Consider the following 15,144-nt stretch of genomic DNA (forward strand, 5'->3'; position numbering starts at 1 on the left):
CCAAGGTTATCGGGGCCCCCACGGTCCTCCGGGCGGGGCGGCGCACTCACGGACCCCGGGGGCACAGGGCGGGAGGGCCAGGGAGCGGTAGCGGGCGGCGGCCAGGACGGCGCCCCGGGCGAAGGGCCGCCCCGCCGGGGTGGTCAGCCAGTGGGCCCGGGAGCGGTACTCGGCCAGCGCCCACAGGCAGACGATCCAGGCGGAGGCCTCCCGGTAGACCTGCCCCAGGTCGCCGACGACGGTGATCTCGGCCAGTGTCGCCGCGTGGTCCAGCTCCGGGAACCGCCGCCGCGCCTCGGCCGATCCGGCCGGTACGAGGTCCAGCGGGACGAGCTGCCGCTGCCGCTGGAGCCAGTGCCGCAGGTGGACGCAGAGCGGGCAGCGCGCGTCGTAGAGCACGGTGAGCCGGCGTACGGGCGCCGGCCGGGCGGGGGCGTACGAGGCGGGTGCCGCCGGCGCCGCGGGCGCGGCCTCGGTCACCGTGCTCACCGCCCCGGTGCGGGAGCGGCCCACGGCCCCCGGTCGGCCGGGGGCGTCCAGGCCCCCGGCGGTACGGGCGGGGTCTGCTCGCGCTCCAGGGCGCTGCGGCGGCGGATGCGGCTGAGCACCCACACATTGGCCAGGTGCATGACGCCGAGCACCAGCAGCACCACGCCCACCTTCACCGAGAGGGCCTCGAACAGCTCACGGGCGTTGGCCACCTCGCCTGCGTATCTCAGGTAGAGCGTGACGAACCCGAGGTTGACCAGATAGAAGCCGACCACCAGCAGGTGGTTGACGGCGTCGGCGAGCTTCTCGTTCCCGTGCAGCACGTCGGCGAGGAAGATCCGTCCGTTGCGGCTGAGCGTGCGCGCGACCCAGACGGTGAGCGCCACGGTGATCAGCAGATAGATGACGTACGCGACAACAGTGAGGTCCATGCCCCACCCTCCTTTGAACGCGTTCAAAAGTGCTTGTGGGCATGACTGTAGACCTCTTCTTGAACATGTTCAAGAAGAGGTCTCAGGGGCAGGCCAGGGAGGAACGGGTGGGATCAGAGAGGCTGGGGTTCGGCCGGCTCGGGCGGCTCCGTCAGCGCCCCGGCGATCTCCGTGCGCAACGCCTCGCCGTACAGCGGCGTCAGCTCCGCGAGCGCCGTGTTCCACGCGTCGGCCGCACGGTCCACCGCCTCGCGGAAGCTTCGCGTCACCGTGCCCCGGGCGAAGGACAGCGCCACCGCGGCGACCGGCCGCAGCAGCCATCGCCCGCGGGCGACCAGCACCACGGACACCTGCCAGGAACCGTCCTCGGCCGGGCGCGGGGTGATGGTCAGCCGGGCCTTGCCCAGCCGGTGCACCGCCCTGCCGGACACCGGGTGCCGGGCGGCCGGGGGCGCGGAGGAGGGCCGGTCCACCGCCGCCCACCACGCGGCCGGATCGGCCTTGCCGCGTGCGGAGAAGCGGTACAGCGAACCGCCCTGGGGATTGTGCCCGGACAGGGAGAGCTCCAGGGCTCCGGGCGTCAGCGGCTCGCGCAGCCGTATCCGCGTCCGGACGGAGAAGGAGGCCTCCTCCAGGACGTGCTCGATCTCGATGGAACGCGAGGGCCGCCACGCGCGCAGGACGGTCGCCTCCGACACCGGGTCGGCCTCCGGGGCTTCGGCGTCCGCCCCGACGGGCTCCGGCCCGCTCCCGTACCGGGCCCCCGGCCGCAGATGATGCCCCTTCAACAGCAGGAGGCCGTCCACGGCCCGCCCGTCGGCCAGCAGAACGGCCCCGCCCTCACCTTCCCGGGAGGTGCCGAGGAGATCCAGCAGCGTTCCGGCGGCCTCCTCGAACCAGCCGCGGTCCAGGGCGGCGACGGCGACCGTGTGCTCGAAGCGCGCCATGGGCGGTCCCCGTGACTCAGGCGCTCATGGAGCGGGCCTGGTTGAGCTGGCCCATGACCGCGGGGAAGGTGTACGGGCCCATGGCGGGGATCATCGTCGAGTGGTGCCGGCCGCCACTGGTCACCGTCACCTGGATGAAGCCGGTGGTCCGCTTCTCCTTCATCAGCAGGAACAGCAGACCGATCAGGCAGAAGAGGGCGAAGACGATCGCCAGCACGACCGCGTGCGTCGGGATCTTCTCCTCCGTGCGCGACATGTCCGTGGCCGTCCAGACCGCCCCCTTGAGCGGCATCGCCCCGGACGGGGTGACGATCGCGTCGCTCATCACGGTGATGTCGCCGATCGACAGCATCGGGACACCGCCCTGGCCGGGCGCTCCCTGGGGCACCGGGAGGTACTGGCCGGGCATCGTCGGCTGCGCCGCGTTGGGGTACCCGTAACCGGGGCCTGGCTGGGTCGCGGACTCCGGCAGCGGCTGCGGGTAGCCGTACGCGGGCGGGGCGCCCGGTGCCGGGTGGCCGTACCCCTGGCCGTCGGCCACCGTCGGCTGGTGGCCCGGCTGCTGGGGCGGTCCCCACTTGTACGCGTCGTCCGCGTACGGATTCGGCTCGCTCACGACGATCCCCGTTCTCTTTCGGTCTTCAGCTCCGCTGAACCGTACCGCCCGCGCGGCCCCCGGCGCAGCAACGGACCCCGCCCCCGGCAGCGGTGAGGCTGCGGGGACGGGGCCTGTCGACGTAACGGGTGCTACGAGCGGGTCAGAAGCGACGCGTGATGAGCGCGCGCTTCACCTCCTGGATCGCCTTGGTGACCTCGATGCCACGGGGGCAGGCGTCCGTGCAGTTGAACGTGGTGCGGCAACGCCACACGCCGTCACGGTCGTTGAGGATCTCCAGCCGCTGCTCCCCCGCCTCGTCGCGCGAGTCGAAGATGAAGCGGTGCGCGGCGACGATCGCCGCCGGGCCGAAGTACTGGCCGTCGTTCCAGAACACCGGGCACGAGGACGTGCACGCGGCGCACAGGATGCACTTGGTGGTGTCGTCGAACCGCTCGCGGTCCTCGGCGGACTGCAGACGCTCGCGGGTCGGCTCGTTCCCCTTGGTGACGAGGAAGGGCATGACGTCGCGGAACGCCTGGAAGAACGGGTCCATGTCGACCACGAGGTCCTTGAGGACCGTGAGGCCCTTGATGGCCTCGACCGTGATCGGCTTGTCCGGGTTGATGTCCTTGATCAGCGTCTTGCAGGCGAGCCTGTTCTTGCCGTTGATCCGCATCGCGTCGGAGCCACAGATGCCGTGCGCGCAGGAACGGCGGAACGTCAGGGTTCCGTCGAGCTCCCACTTGATCTTGTGAAGGGCGTCGAGGACACGCTCCTTCGGGTCGATCTCGATCTGGAAGTCCTGCCACTGGACCTCGTCGGAGACCTCGGGGTTGAAGCGGCGGATCCGGAACGTGGCGGTGATGAACGGGGAGTCGGCGAAGCCGGCCTCGGGCTTCGCGGTCCCGTCGGTCTTGTCCAGGGTCGGGGTAGCCATCAGTACTTACGCTCCATCGGCTGGTAGCGGGTCGTCACGACCGGCTTGTAGTCGAGCCGGATCGACTCGGCGCCGTCGGCGGCCACCTCGCGGTACGCCATGGTGTGGCGCATGAAGTTGACGTCGTCGCGGTTCGGGAAGTCCTCGCGGTAGTGACCGCCGCGGGACTCCTTGCGGGCGAGCGCGGAGACCGCCATGACCTCGGCCAGGTCGAGCAGGTTGCCCAGCTCGATGGCTTCCAGCAGGTCGGTGTTGAACCGCTTGCCCTTGTCCTGGATGGACACGTTGAGGTACCGCTCGCGCAGCTCGGCGATCTTGTCGACCGCCGTCTTGATCGTCTGCTCGGTGCGGAACACCATCACATTGGCGTCCATGCACTCCTGGAGCTCCAGGCGCAGGGTCGCGACGCGCTCGGTACCGGTGGAGTTGCGCAGCCGCTCGACCTGGTCGGCGACCAGCTGGGCGGGGTTCTCGGGCAGCTCGACGAAGTCGGTCTTCGCCGCGTACTCGGCGGCGGCGATGCCCGAGCGCTTGCCGAAGACGTTGATGTCGAGCAGCGAGTTGGTGCCCAGGCGGTTGGCGCCGTGCACCGAGACACAGGCGACCTCGCCGGCGGCGTACAGGCCCGGGACGACGGTGGTGTTGTCGGCCAGCACCTCGCCCTCGACGTTGGTCGGGATGCCGCCCATGGCGTAGTGCGCGGTCGGCTGGATCGGGATCGGGTCCGTGTAGGGCTCGATGCCGAGGTACGTCCGCGCGAACTCGGTGATGTCCGGGAGCTTGGCGTCCAGCTGCTCCGGCGGCAGGTGCGTCAGGTCCAGGTACACGTGGTCGCCGGCCGGACCGCAGCCGCGGCCCTCCCGGATCTCCGTGTAGATGGAGCGCGAGACGACGTCACGGGACGCGAGGTCCTTCATGACCGGCGCGTACTTCTCCATGAAGCGCTCGCCGTCCTTGTTGCGGAGGATGCCGCCCTCACCGCGGGCGCCCTCCGTCAGCAGGATGCCCATGCGCCAGATGCCCGTCGGGTGGAACTGGAAGAACTCCATGTCCTCCAGCGGCAGGCCGCGCCGGTAGCAGGCGGCCTGGCCGTCACCGGTCAGGGTGTGCGCGTTCGACGTCACCTTGAAGAACTTGCCGGTGCCGCCGGAGGCGTAGATGACCGACTTCGCCTGGAAGACGTGGATCTCGCCGGTCGCCAGCTCGTACGCGACGACGCCGGAGGACGTCTTGACCCCGTCGACCTCGGTGATCAGCTGGTCCAGGACGTAGAACTCGTTGAAGAACTCCACGCCCTCCTTGACGCAGTTCTGGTACAGCGTCTGGAGGATCATGTGACCCGTGCGGTCCGCGGCGTAGCAGGACCGGCGGACCGGGGCCTCACCGTGGCTGCGGGTGTGACCGCCGAAGCGGCGCTGGTCGATGCGGCCCTCGGGCGTCCGGTTGAACGGCAGGCCCATCTTCTCCAGGTCGAGGACGGCGTCGATGGCCTCCTTCGCCAGGATCTCGGCGGCGTCCTGGTCGACCAGGTAGTCACCGCCCTTGACCGTGTCGAAGGTGTGCCACTCCCAGTTGTCCTCCTCCACGTTGGCGAGCGCGGCGGCCATGCCGCCCTGCGCCGCGCCCGTGTGGGAGCGGGTGGGGTAGAGCTTCGTCAGCACGGCGGTACGGCTGCGCTTGGTCGACTCGATGGCCGCGCGCATGCCGGCGCCGCCGGCGCCGACGATGACGGTGTCGTACTTGTGGATCTGCATGGTTTCCCTCTGGTCCCTCTGTCCCGGCGCCTAGCGGATGTTCGGGTCGAAGGTGAAGATCACCAGCGTGCCCAGCAGGACGGTGAAGACCGTGGCGGTGTACAGGAGCATCTTCAGCCAGAAGCGGGTGTTGTCCCGTTCGGCGTAGTCGTTGATGACCGTACGGAGGCCGTTGCCGCCGTGGAGCATGGCGAGCCACAGCATGATGAGGTCCCAGGCCTGCCAGAACGGCGAGGCCCAGCGGCCCGCCACGAAGGCGAAGCCGATCTTGGAGACGCCGCCGTCCAGCACCAGCTGGATCAGCAGGTGGCCGATGACGAGGACGGTCAGGAGGATGCCCGACAGGCGCATGAAGAGCCAGGCGTACATCTCGAAGTTGGTGCGCGATCCCTTGGGCGTCTTGCCCGTGCGCTTGCGCGGGGGCTCGATCACCGGGGCCGGGTGGTCGACGTCGAACAGGCTCACGCCTTCGACGTCGCCGATCGCGGCTGCGGAAGAAGTCTCGCTGGACATGGGCCTCAGCTCCCGAAGACGTCGCGTACGGCGTGACCGAGGACGGGGTACAGGGCCCCGACCATCAGCACGATCCAGATGCCCATCACGGTCCAGAGCATCTGCTTCTGGAGTCGCGGGCCCTTGGCCCAGAAGTCCACGGCGATGATCCGGAGACCGTTCAGCGCGTGGAAGAGAATCGCGGCCACGAGGCCGTATTCGAGGAGCGCGACGATCGGCGTCTTGTACGTGGCCACGACTTCGTCGTAGGCCTCGGGGGAGACGCGGACGAGAGCGGTGTCCAGGACATGTACGAACAGGAAGAAGAAAATGAGGACACCGGTGACTCGATGAGCCACCCAGGACCACATGCCTTCCCGGCCGCGGTACAGCGTTCCAGCCGGCACGGAAGAACCCTCCGGGAGCGGGGATGAGGGTCGGCCGGCTTGACTGTCGGTCTGACCCGGCCGGGTACGGTCCACCGGCCCTGGCCATCGTAGCGACGCATTGTCGGTTCGTTCGCGCCGGGGCCTCCCGTGTGATCAAAGTGGCAACCAAACAGGCACGTACGGGCTAGAGCGCCCCTGCCCGCCGCGCGTCCGGCGTCCCCTACCGCCGCGGGTCCGCGGCCAGCAGTGCGACGATCCGGCTCCGGGCGAGTCGCCGCAGCTCCTCGGCGGTCACGGACCGCTCCTCGTCCGGGTCGTGCGCCAGCCGGACCCGGATCCCGGCCAGCACCTGGTCGACGTGCTGGGAGGGCTGGTAGGCGTCCAGGCAGATCACGAAGGCGTGGCCGAACCGGCTCTCGTACGCGGCGTGCGCGGCCCGCAGTGCCAGGTGGGCGGCGCGGGGGGCGTCGTCGTGCAGGCAGGGGGCCGGCTCCGAGGTCAGGGCCTCCGCGATGTCCCGGGGCGCGAGGTCGTAGCCCGCCTCGTCGGACGCCGCCAGTAGAGCGCCGAGATCCGGGTAGGGGCGGTGGGCGGCCATCCGGTGGGCCCAGCGGAGACTGCCGCAGCACTCCAGGAAGGCCGCCTCGGCGGCGGCGAAGGGCAGGTTGTTGAAATGGGCCAGGTCGGCTGCGTGATCAACCGGCGGTGCGACGGCGGGGAGCCCTCCCAGGCCTCCCGGGCCGTCGGCCGGAAGCGGGTGGCGCGGCTGCGCGGGCACGGCCGGACGGCCGGCCGGGGGCGCGGATCGCTTCGGCAGGTCGGCGGGGGGCTCGCTGGACCTGGACAGCGTGGACTCCTCGTATCAACGACAGCTATGACTTCGTGGCCCCGAAAAGGAACCTTCTGCCCTGGGAAGACAGATCAGGACGTACCGAGGTTGCCCGGCGCGGGAGTGAGTTCCGCGAGGGCGGGAGTGAAGGGAGAGACGAATGTGCCGCAACGCTAGCGAGAGGGGGCGGCGGCCGTCCGGAGGACCGCGCAAGAATCACCCGAACGGGAGAGTTTCGGAACGCGTGACGGGTGCCTGACCTGCGTCGACCGGGTTTCTGTTCGATCCCCCGGAGCCCTCGATGGGCGAGGCCCCGGCAGAAATGCCAACCTTGCACCCTATTCACTCGTTTCCTCGTCTCTTCACTCGTTTCACCCGCTCCTGCCCCCTCAACGGAGGAATCTGCCCGATGTCGCCCACGCGTGGTGCCCTCGTCACCGGCGCGGCTGTCACGGCCGCGGCCGCCGTCGCCCTCACCGTCGTCGTCTGGCCGGAGGGGTCCGGCAGCGGATCGTCCGGCGACACCGCGTCGCCCTCCGGCACCTCCGCCGAGGCCGTCGCCCCGTCGCCCTCCCGCAGTTACCCGATGTCCAGCACACCGAGCACGATCCCCGCGGTGCGCGAGCACACGCCGGCCCGCGGCCCCGGCTGGCAGCCGGGCAAGGACAGCACCGTCGTCATCGCCAAGGGCAGCCAGGTGCTCGCCGACGAGGCGGAGCTGCTCGCCAAGGAGCTGAAGATCCGCTACCGGGGCGCCGAGCCGGCGCGGACGGGAGACGTCGAGCTGGCGCTCGGCGACAAGGACGCGGGCCCCACCGAGTCGTACACGCTCACCGTGCGCGACCGGAAGGTGCGGATCACCGGACCCGACGAGTCGGGCGTCTTCTACGGGACCCGCACCCTGAAGCAGTCGGTCAAGGCGGACGGCACGCTCCCCGAGGGCGTCGTCAACGACCGGCCGGACCGGCCGCAGCGCGGACTCAACCTCGACATCGCGCGCAAGCACTACAGCGCGGAGTGGATAGAGGACCGCATACGGGAGATGGGCGACCTCAAGCTCAACCAGCTCGGCCTGCACTTCTCCGACGACCAGGCCTTCCGGATCGAGTCGAAGTCGCACCCCGAGGTGGTCTCCGACGAGGCCCTCACCCAGGACGAGGTCCGCCGCATCGTCGCCCTCGCCAACAGCCGGCACATCGAGGTCGTCCCCGAGATCGACTCGCCCGGACACCTCGGCGCCGTGCTGGCCGCCCACCCCGACCTCCAGCTGCGCAACACCGCCGGCGTCGCGTCGAAGGGCTCCATCGACATCTCCGAACCGGGCGCGGCCAAGCTGATCGACGAGCTCCTCGACGAGTACACCGAGCTGTTCCCGGGGCGCTTCTGGCACCTGGGCGCGGACGAGTACCAGGCGCTGACCGTCCAGAACCCGGCCGCCTCCTATCCGCAGCTCCAGCGGGCGGCGGAGGAGAAGCACGGCGCCGGAGCCTCGATCGAGGACCTGGCCACCGGCTGGCTGAACGACCGCGCGGCCGTCGTCGTCCCGAAGGGCCGGACCGCCAAGGCCTGGAACGACGGGCTCTTCCGGGACACCAAGGTCAAGACCGACGAGAACATCGAGATCGAGTACTGGACCGGCAAGGAGATCGGCGCCCGCCCGCCGCTGGAGTACCTCGCCGCGGGCTACAAGATGCTGAACCTCAACGACGAGTTCCTCTACTACGTGCTCGGCGAGCCCAACGAGTTCGTCTACCCGACCGGCGAGCGGATCTACGAGCAGTGGACCCCGCTGGTCATGCGCGGCACCGAGCCCGTGGCCGAGCGCTACTCGCAGCAGATCCTCGGCGGCCGGTTCGCCGTCTGGGGCGACCTGCCGAACGCGCAGACCACCCAGCAGGTGGCGGACGGCATCAGGATGCCGTTGGTGGCGACCGCGCAGAAGCTGTGGGACCCGCGGAAACCGGCGCTGAGCTGGGCGCGGTTCCAGGAACTGGCGGAGCGGACCGGCAGCGCGGGGTGAGGCCGGGGACGTACCCCGGCGACGGACGGTAGCCCGTGGACAGCGACGCTGTCCACGGGCTACCGTCCGCCGACCGCGCGCTCCTGGGGAGGGACGTGAGGCCACACGCCGCCGGCCCGTCCCTGGGGGGACTTCTTCATGTCCATGCTCTGCACCCGTTGCCGTATCAGAACGGCCGTGACCGACGACGGGCTGTGCACCTTCTGCTCGGGCACCCGGCCCCCGCCGCCCGGCGGTGCGAAGGTCCCGGCCCCCGGTGCCGCACCCCTTTCCGGACCCGTGCCCGGCCCGGTCCCCGGAGGCCGGGGCACCGGCGCCTGGCCGCGTTCGCCGGTCGGCCTGTCGCGGGCGGTGGTCGCCCTGCTGGGCTGCGTCATCGCGAGCGACCTGTTCGTCATCGGCGCCGGTCTGCACCTGCGCGGCCTGTGGGAGGGGGTTGCGGCGGACGAGTCGCTCGACGTCTACACCGACCCCGGCCTGCGGGCGCAGGAGCTGTACGACCTCGCCGGTACGGTCCAGACGGCGGCGTTCCTGGCCACCGGCGTCCTCTTCGTCATCTGGTTCCACCGGACCCGCCGGAACGCCGAGGTCTTCGAGTCCGGCGTGCAGCGGATGGGACCGGGCTGGGCGGTGGGCGGCTGGTTCGTCCCGGTCGCCAACCTCTGGTTCCCCTACCGCGTCGCGAGCGGCATCTGGGAGGCGAGCGTCCCGCCGCACCCCGATGGCGGGTGGCGCACGGCTCCCAGAACGGTGCTGAACCTGTGGTGGGGCGGCTGGATCGTCTCCGTCCTCGCCTCCCGGATCGCCGTGAGCCAGTGGAACCGGGCCCGGGAGCCGGAGCAGATCGCCGATGCGGCGGCCCTCGTCGCGGCCGCCGACGCGCTGGACCTCGTGGCCGCGGTGCTCGCCGTCCTCTTCGTGCGCGCGGTGACCGGGATGCAGGGGGAGCGGGCCGCCATCCGGCAGGCCGCGACCGCCCCGGGACGGGCGGCCATGGAGTCCGCCGCCCCATAGTGACGATTTTCGGCCATTCGGCGCAGTATCCGGTAGACCGAGGGAGACGTCGATGAGTCTGCTGGAACTGATCGAACGAGCCGACGAGCGCGCCCTGGCCGCCGGGGCGCTGGCCTGCCTGGACCGGTGCCTGCCGCTGCTCGCGGGGCCCGGGGCGGAGCCGCTGCGCCCGCTCTGGGCGAGCTGCGAGAACGGACAGGATTGGGCCATCCGGCTCGCGGCGGTACGGACGGGGATGGAACACGAGTCCGTCACGGACGGCCCGGCCGCGCTCGTGCGGACCATGCTCGGCGCCGCCCCCAGCGACTTCGACGCCGTACCGCTGCGGGGATGGGCGGACGCCTGTTCGCTGGTCGCCCTGCGGATCCACGGGCGGCTCGACGTCCCGGACGGGGAGACGCCGCCGGACGAGGAGCGGCTGCTCAAGGCGGCCCGCAGCGGTGAACCGGCCGCCGTGGGGCCGCTGGTCGCCGGGGAGCTGGAACGGCAGGTCCGCATCCTGGAGATCCTGGCGGAGACCACCGGCACGGCCGGCAGCGGCGCCGGACTCCGCAAGGCGCTGGACCTGTCCACGGAGGGCCGCCGGGTCGTGCGCGCGGTGATGTCACGACGGGCCCGCGGCCGGGGCTGACGAACGGGCCCCGGAGCGGTCGCGCCACGGCCCGGCTGTTCCTCATGCGCGGGGCGTTCGTTACGGCCCGCCGGGCAGGCGCCAGGCCGGCACGGCGTACGGATCGGCGCGGCGTTCCCGCGCCTCGGCGGTGGTCCGGTGCGGGGCCGCCGGGCCCTCCGGGGAGAGCCACGCACGCCGACCACGGTTCTCCGCCGCACGGTCCGGCCCCCTGCCCCGTCCTGTTCCGGAATTCCCTTGAGGGGGGCCGGGGGAGGCGAGCGTCAGCGACGCGCATGAACCGGGCGGCCCCCGTCGCCGTCGCGTAAGACGGGAGGACTTCCCGCGCCGGGACGGTCAGGGCTTCGACGTCGCGCGGCCGGACGCCGGTCGTCGCGGTGTGCGAGGGCACGGCACGCCTGCTGATCCGGTGCGCGACACAGGACGACCTCCGGCGGCCCGACATCGGCGCCTGCGGGCTGCCCCGACAGTGCTTGGGCCCCGTGGGCGTACGGCCGCGTGCGCACGGCCCGGTCGGCCGCGTCAGATCGGCGTCAAGGGTTTCCCGGTATTCGTATGGACCCCGTCAAGGCGGCTTATCACCCTGATGAATTCGAGGTTTGCTCGTGTCGGCCAAACGGCCGATTTTCTTCCTCACGTCAATCAGGAGCTCGCGATGGCCGATCTGGCCTTCGTCGCCACCACGATCGCGGTATTCGCGCTGGTGGCTCTCGTCGCCCGGGGGGTGACCAAGCTGTGACCGCCGAAAACGTCGTCGGCCTCGTCGTGGCCGTGTCCCTGCTCGGATATCTCATCCTCGCTCTCCTTTACCCGGAGAGGTTCTGAGTCAAGGAAATGACTGCCCAGGTCGCTGGTCTGCTCCAGCTCACAGCCCTGATCGCCGCCCTCTCCCTCGCCTACCGCCCGCTGGGCGATTACATGGCCAGGGTCTACTCCTCCGAGAAGAACCACCGACCGGAGAAGTGGATATACAAGGCCATCGGCGCCGATCCGACCGCCGAGATGCGCTGGCCCGCCTATCTGCGCGGAGTGCTCGCCTTCTCGGCGGTGAGCGTTCTCTTCCTGTACCTGATGCAAAGGGCGCAGGGCTCGCTGCCCGGTTCGCTCGGCTTCTCCTCGATCGACCCGGACCAGGCGTTCAACACCGCCGCGTCCTTCGTCGCCAACACCAACTGGCAGTCGTACGCAGGCGAACAGGCCATGGGCCACGTCGTGCAGACCGGCGGGCTCGCGGTGCAGAACTTCCTGTCCGCGGCCGTCGGCATGGCCGTGGCGGTGGCACTCGTACGCGGCTTCGCCCGGTCGCGCACGGGCGACCTCGGCAACTTCTGGGCCGACCTGGTGCGCGGGACCGTCCGCATCCTGGTCCCGATCTCGGTGATCGGCGCGATCGTCCTGGTCGCCGCCGGGGCGATCCAGAACTTCTCCGGCATCCACCAGGTCGGACAGTTCACGGGCGGTACGCAGGAGTGGAACGGCGGCGCGGTCGCCTCCCAGGAGGCCATCAAGGAGTTGGGCACCAACGGCGGCGGCTACTTCAACGCCAACTCCGCCCACCCCTTCGAGAACCCCGACCCCCTGTCGAACCTGTTCGAGATCTTCCTCATCCTGCTGATTCCGTCCGCGCTGACCCGGACCTTCGGCCGGATGGTCGGATCGCTGAGGCAGGGGTACGCGATCCTCGGCGCGATGGCCGTCATCTGGGTCGGCTTCACGGCGCTGATGATGTGGACCGAGTTCGCCCACCGCGGACCCGCGTTCGAGATCGCGGGCGGGGCCATGGAGGGCAAGGAGACCCGCTTCGGGATCGCCGGCTCGTCGATGTTCGCGGTCGCCACGACCCTGACCTCGACCGGCGCGGTGAACTCCTTCCACTCCTCGTACACCGGTTTCGGCGGCGGCATCACCATGCTCGGCATGCAGCTCGGCGAGATCGCTCCCGGCGGTGTCGGCTCCGGCCTCTACGGCATGCTGATCATGGCGATCATCGCGGTGTTCATCGCCGGGCTGATGGTCGGACGCACCCCGGAGTACCTCGGCAAGAAGATCGGCACCCGCCAGATCAAGCTCGCGGCCTGCTACATCCTCGTCACCCCGGCCCTCGTGCTCGGCTTCACCGCCGTCGCCATGGCCCTGCCGACCCCCGCCGACTCGATGACCAACTCGGGTGCGCACGGCTTCTCCGAGATTCTGTACGCCTACACCTCAGGCGCCAACAACAACGGCTCCGCCTTCGCCGGGCTCAACGCCGACACCCAGTGGTTCAACACGACCATCGGCATCGCGATGCTGCTCGGCCGGTTCCTGCCGATGGTGTTCGTCCTGGCCCTGGCCGGCTCGCTCGCCGGGCAGCAGCCGGTGCCCGGGACCGCGGGCACGCTGCGCACCGACAAGCCCCTCTACTCGGGGCTGCTCGTCGGCACGATCCTCATCATCGCCGGACTCACCTACTTCCCGGCCCTGGCGCTGGGTCCGCTCGCCGAAGGGCTCGCCTCATGAGCACCGTCACGCCCACCCCCACGCGCGCGCCGCACGGAGACATACCGCCGGCAGACGGCCACGGGGCCGCCAACCGGGTCGGCGGCGGGCTGTTCGACCCCCAGCAGCTGCTGAAGTCGTTCCCGGACGCCCTGCGCAAGCTCGATCCGCGCGTGATGGTCAAGTCGCCGGTGATGTTCGTCGTGCTGGTCGGCTCCGTGGTCACCACCGTGCTGGCGCTCACCGACCCGACCGACTGGTTCGGCTGGGCGATCACCGCCTGGCTCTGGCTGACCACCGTCTTCGCCAACCTCGCCGAAGCGGTCGCCGAAGGACGGGGCAAGGCCCAGGCCGACACCCTGCGCAAGGCCAGGACCGGCACCATCGCCCGCCGGGTCATCGGCCCCGACGAGGAGCGGGTCGCGGCGACGGACCTGCGCATCGGGGACCTGGTGGTCTGCGAGGCCGGCGACACCATCCCCGGTGACGGCGATGTCGTGGAAGGCGTCGCCTCCGTCGACGAGTCCGCGATCACCGGCGAGTCCGCCCCGGTCATCCGCGAGTCCGGCGGCGACCGCTCGGCCGTCACCGGCGGTACGAAGGTGCTGTCCGACCGCGTCGTCATCAGGATCACGACGAAGCCCGGCGAGACCTTCATCGACCGCGTGATCAACCTGGTGGAGGGCGCCTCCCGGCAGAAGACGCCCAACGAGATCGCCCTGAACATCCTGCTGGCGTCCCTCACGATCGTCTTCCTGCTGGCCGTCGTCACCCTGAAGCCCTTCGCGATCCACGCGGGCGCCGACGACCAGACGTCGCTGATCGTGCTCGCCGCCCTGCTGGTGTGCCTGATCCCCACCACGATCGGGGCCCTGCTGTCCGCGATCGGCATCGCGGGCATGGACCGCCTGGTGCAGCGCAACGTCCTGGCCATGTCGGGGCGCGCGGTCGAGGCCGCGGGCGATGTGTCGACGCTGCTCCTCGACAAGACCGGAACCATCACCCTGGGCAACCGCCAGGCGGCCGGGTTCCTCGCGGTCGAGGGCGTCACCGAGGGCGCGCTCGCGGACGCGGCGCAGCTCTCCTCGCTCGCCGACGAGACCCCGGAGGGCCGGTCGATCGTCGTGCTCGCCAAGGAGAAGTACGGGCTGCGGGAGCGGAACCGGGGGGAGCTGACCGGAGCCGCGTGGGTGGAGTTCACCGCGCAGACCCGGATGTCGGGCGTCGACCTGGACGGGCGCAAGGTCCGCAAGGGCGCGACCGGCTCGGTCATCGCCTGGGTGAAGGAGCGCGACGGCAGCGTCTCCCCGGACGCGCAGGCGCTCACCGACCGCATCTCCCAGGCCGGCGGTACGCCGCTGCTGGTGGCGGTGGAGGACGCGGACGGCGCTCGGGTCCTCGGGGTCGTCCACCTCAAGGACGTGGTCAAGGAGGGGATGCGGGAGCGGTTCGACGAGCTGCGCCGCATGGGCATCCGTACGGTCATGATCACGGGTGACAACCCGCTGACCGCGAAGGCGATCGCCGAGGAGGCCGGGGTCGACGACTTCCTGGCCGAGGCGACGCCCGAGGACAAGATGGCCCTCATCAAGCGGGAACAGGCCGGCGGCAAGCTCGTCGCGATGACCGGCGACGGCACCAACGACGCACCCGCCCTGGCCCAGGCCGACGTCGGCGTGGCGATGAACACCGGAACCTCGGCCGCCAAGGAGGCCGGGAACATGGTGGACCTCGACTCCAACCCCACCAAACTCATCGAGATCGTCGAGATCGGCAAACAACTCCTCATCACCCGAGGGGCGTTGACCACCTTCTCCATCGCCAACGACGTCGCGAAGTACTTCGCGATCATCCCCGCCATGTTCGCCGTGGCGTACCCGTCGCTGGACCGGCTCAACGTCATGGGGCTCACCTCGCCCGAGTCCGCGATCCTGTCCGCGGTCATCTTCAACGCCCTGGTGATCGTCGCGCTGGTGCCCCTCGCCCTCAAGGGCGTGCGCTACCGGCCCGCGAGCGCGGACCGGATGCTGCGGCGCAACCTTGGCGTCTACGGACTCGGCGGCATCGTCGCCCCCTTCGTCGGCATCAAGATCATCGACCTGCTCCTCTCCCTCCTTCCCGGAATCGGCTGATCC

The 15,144-nt window shown here is 70.6% G+C and carries 16 protein-coding genes; 7 read left to right on the plus strand and 9 right to left on the minus strand.

The window, feature by feature from the left end; translation table 11 throughout:
- Positions 1-6: 6 nt before the first annotated feature.
- The 9 genes from ACH4RG_RS06395 to ACH4RG_RS06435 all read right to left on the minus strand — a co-directional run bounded on the left by ACH4RG_RS06395 (position 7) and on the right by ACH4RG_RS06435 (position 6,815).
- Positions 7-480, minus strand: coding sequence for a thiol-disulfide oxidoreductase DCC family protein (locus ACH4RG_RS06395; RefSeq protein WP_397929961.1), 474 nt, complete (start codon positions 478-480; stop codon positions 7-9).
- Positions 481-485: 5 nt separating this feature from the next.
- Positions 486-920, minus strand: coding sequence for a hypothetical protein (locus tag ACH4RG_RS06400; protein ID WP_397920119.1), 435 nt, complete (start codon positions 918-920; stop codon positions 486-488).
- A gap of 113 nt (positions 921-1,033) precedes the next feature.
- Entirely contained in the window at positions 1,034-1,867 is an 834-nt protein-coding gene (locus tag ACH4RG_RS06405; RefSeq protein ID WP_398539187.1) for a hypothetical protein, read from the minus strand.
- A gap of 16 nt (positions 1,868-1,883) precedes the next feature.
- Positions 1,884-2,483, minus strand: a complete 600-nt coding sequence (locus tag ACH4RG_RS06410) for a hypothetical protein (RefSeq protein ID WP_397920123.1) — start codon at positions 2,481-2,483, stop codon at positions 1,884-1,886.
- A gap of 142 nt (positions 2,484-2,625) precedes the next feature.
- Positions 2,626-3,402, minus strand: coding sequence for a succinate dehydrogenase iron-sulfur subunit (locus ACH4RG_RS06415; protein WP_215110459.1), 777 nt, complete (start codon positions 3,400-3,402; stop codon positions 2,626-2,628).
- The gene (gene sdhA / locus ACH4RG_RS06420; protein ID WP_397920125.1) at positions 3,402-5,156 is read right to left on the minus strand and encodes a succinate dehydrogenase flavoprotein subunit; all 1,755 of its coding nucleotides are present in this window, start codon (positions 5,154-5,156) and stop codon (positions 3,402-3,404) included. Before sdhA ends, ACH4RG_RS06415 begins: the two co-directional genes overlap by 1 nt.
- 30 nt (positions 5,157-5,186) lie before the next feature.
- On the minus strand, positions 5,187-5,669 hold the full coding sequence (locus ACH4RG_RS06425; RefSeq protein ID WP_018955974.1) for a succinate dehydrogenase hydrophobic membrane anchor subunit: 483 nt from the start codon (positions 5,667-5,669) through the stop codon (positions 5,187-5,189).
- A gap of 5 nt (positions 5,670-5,674) precedes the next feature.
- Entirely contained in the window at positions 5,675-6,055 is a 381-nt protein-coding gene (gene sdhC / locus ACH4RG_RS06430) for a succinate dehydrogenase, cytochrome b556 subunit (protein ID WP_078625614.1), read from the minus strand.
- Between the two features lie 202 nt (positions 6,056-6,257).
- On the minus strand, positions 6,258-6,815 hold the full coding sequence (locus ACH4RG_RS06435; RefSeq protein ID WP_397920127.1) for a 2-oxo-4-hydroxy-4-carboxy-5-ureidoimidazoline decarboxylase: 558 nt from the start codon (positions 6,813-6,815) through the stop codon (positions 6,258-6,260).
- Between the two features lie 460 nt (positions 6,816-7,275).
- Between ACH4RG_RS06435 and ACH4RG_RS06440 the strand changes: the two genes are divergently transcribed.
- From ACH4RG_RS06440 to kdpB, 7 genes are all read left to right on the plus strand, one after another.
- Positions 7,276-8,886 (plus strand): family 20 glycosylhydrolase, encoded by a 1,611-nt coding sequence (locus ACH4RG_RS06440; RefSeq protein WP_398539188.1) that lies wholly within the window; start codon positions 7,276-7,278, stop codon positions 8,884-8,886.
- Positions 8,887-9,030: 144 nt separating this feature from the next.
- Positions 9,031-9,900 (plus strand): DUF4328 domain-containing protein, encoded by an 870-nt coding sequence (locus tag ACH4RG_RS06445; protein WP_398539399.1) that lies wholly within the window; start codon positions 9,031-9,033, stop codon positions 9,898-9,900.
- Between the two features lie 52 nt (positions 9,901-9,952).
- Positions 9,953-10,531: a hypothetical protein gene (locus ACH4RG_RS06450; RefSeq protein ID WP_397920131.1), complete on the plus strand. Its 579-nt coding sequence runs from the start codon at positions 9,953-9,955 to the stop codon at positions 10,529-10,531.
- A gap of 586 nt (positions 10,532-11,117) precedes the next feature.
- Positions 11,118-11,270, plus strand: a complete 153-nt coding sequence (locus ACH4RG_RS06455) for a hypothetical protein (RefSeq protein WP_397920133.1) — start codon at positions 11,118-11,120, stop codon at positions 11,268-11,270.
- Entirely contained in the window at positions 11,267-11,356 is a 90-nt protein-coding gene (gene kdpF / locus ACH4RG_RS06460) for a K(+)-transporting ATPase subunit F (protein WP_397920134.1), read from the plus strand. The genes ACH4RG_RS06455 and kdpF overlap by 4 nt, the downstream gene beginning before the upstream one ends.
- A gap of 9 nt (positions 11,357-11,365) precedes the next feature.
- Positions 11,366-13,030: a potassium-transporting ATPase subunit KdpA gene (kdpA, locus tag ACH4RG_RS06465; protein WP_397920136.1), complete on the plus strand. Its 1,665-nt coding sequence runs from the start codon at positions 11,366-11,368 to the stop codon at positions 13,028-13,030.
- On the plus strand, positions 13,027-15,141 hold the full coding sequence (gene kdpB / locus ACH4RG_RS06470) for a potassium-transporting ATPase subunit KdpB (protein ID WP_398539189.1): 2,115 nt from the start codon (positions 13,027-13,029) through the stop codon (positions 15,139-15,141). The genes kdpA and kdpB overlap by 4 nt, the downstream gene beginning before the upstream one ends.
- The last annotated feature ends 3 nt before the right edge of the window (positions 15,142-15,144 follow it).

It is taken from the genome of Streptomyces sp. NPDC021019 (genome assembly GCF_044333295.1).
Classification (GTDB): Bacteria; Actinomycetota; Actinomycetes; order Streptomycetales; family Streptomycetaceae; genus Streptomyces.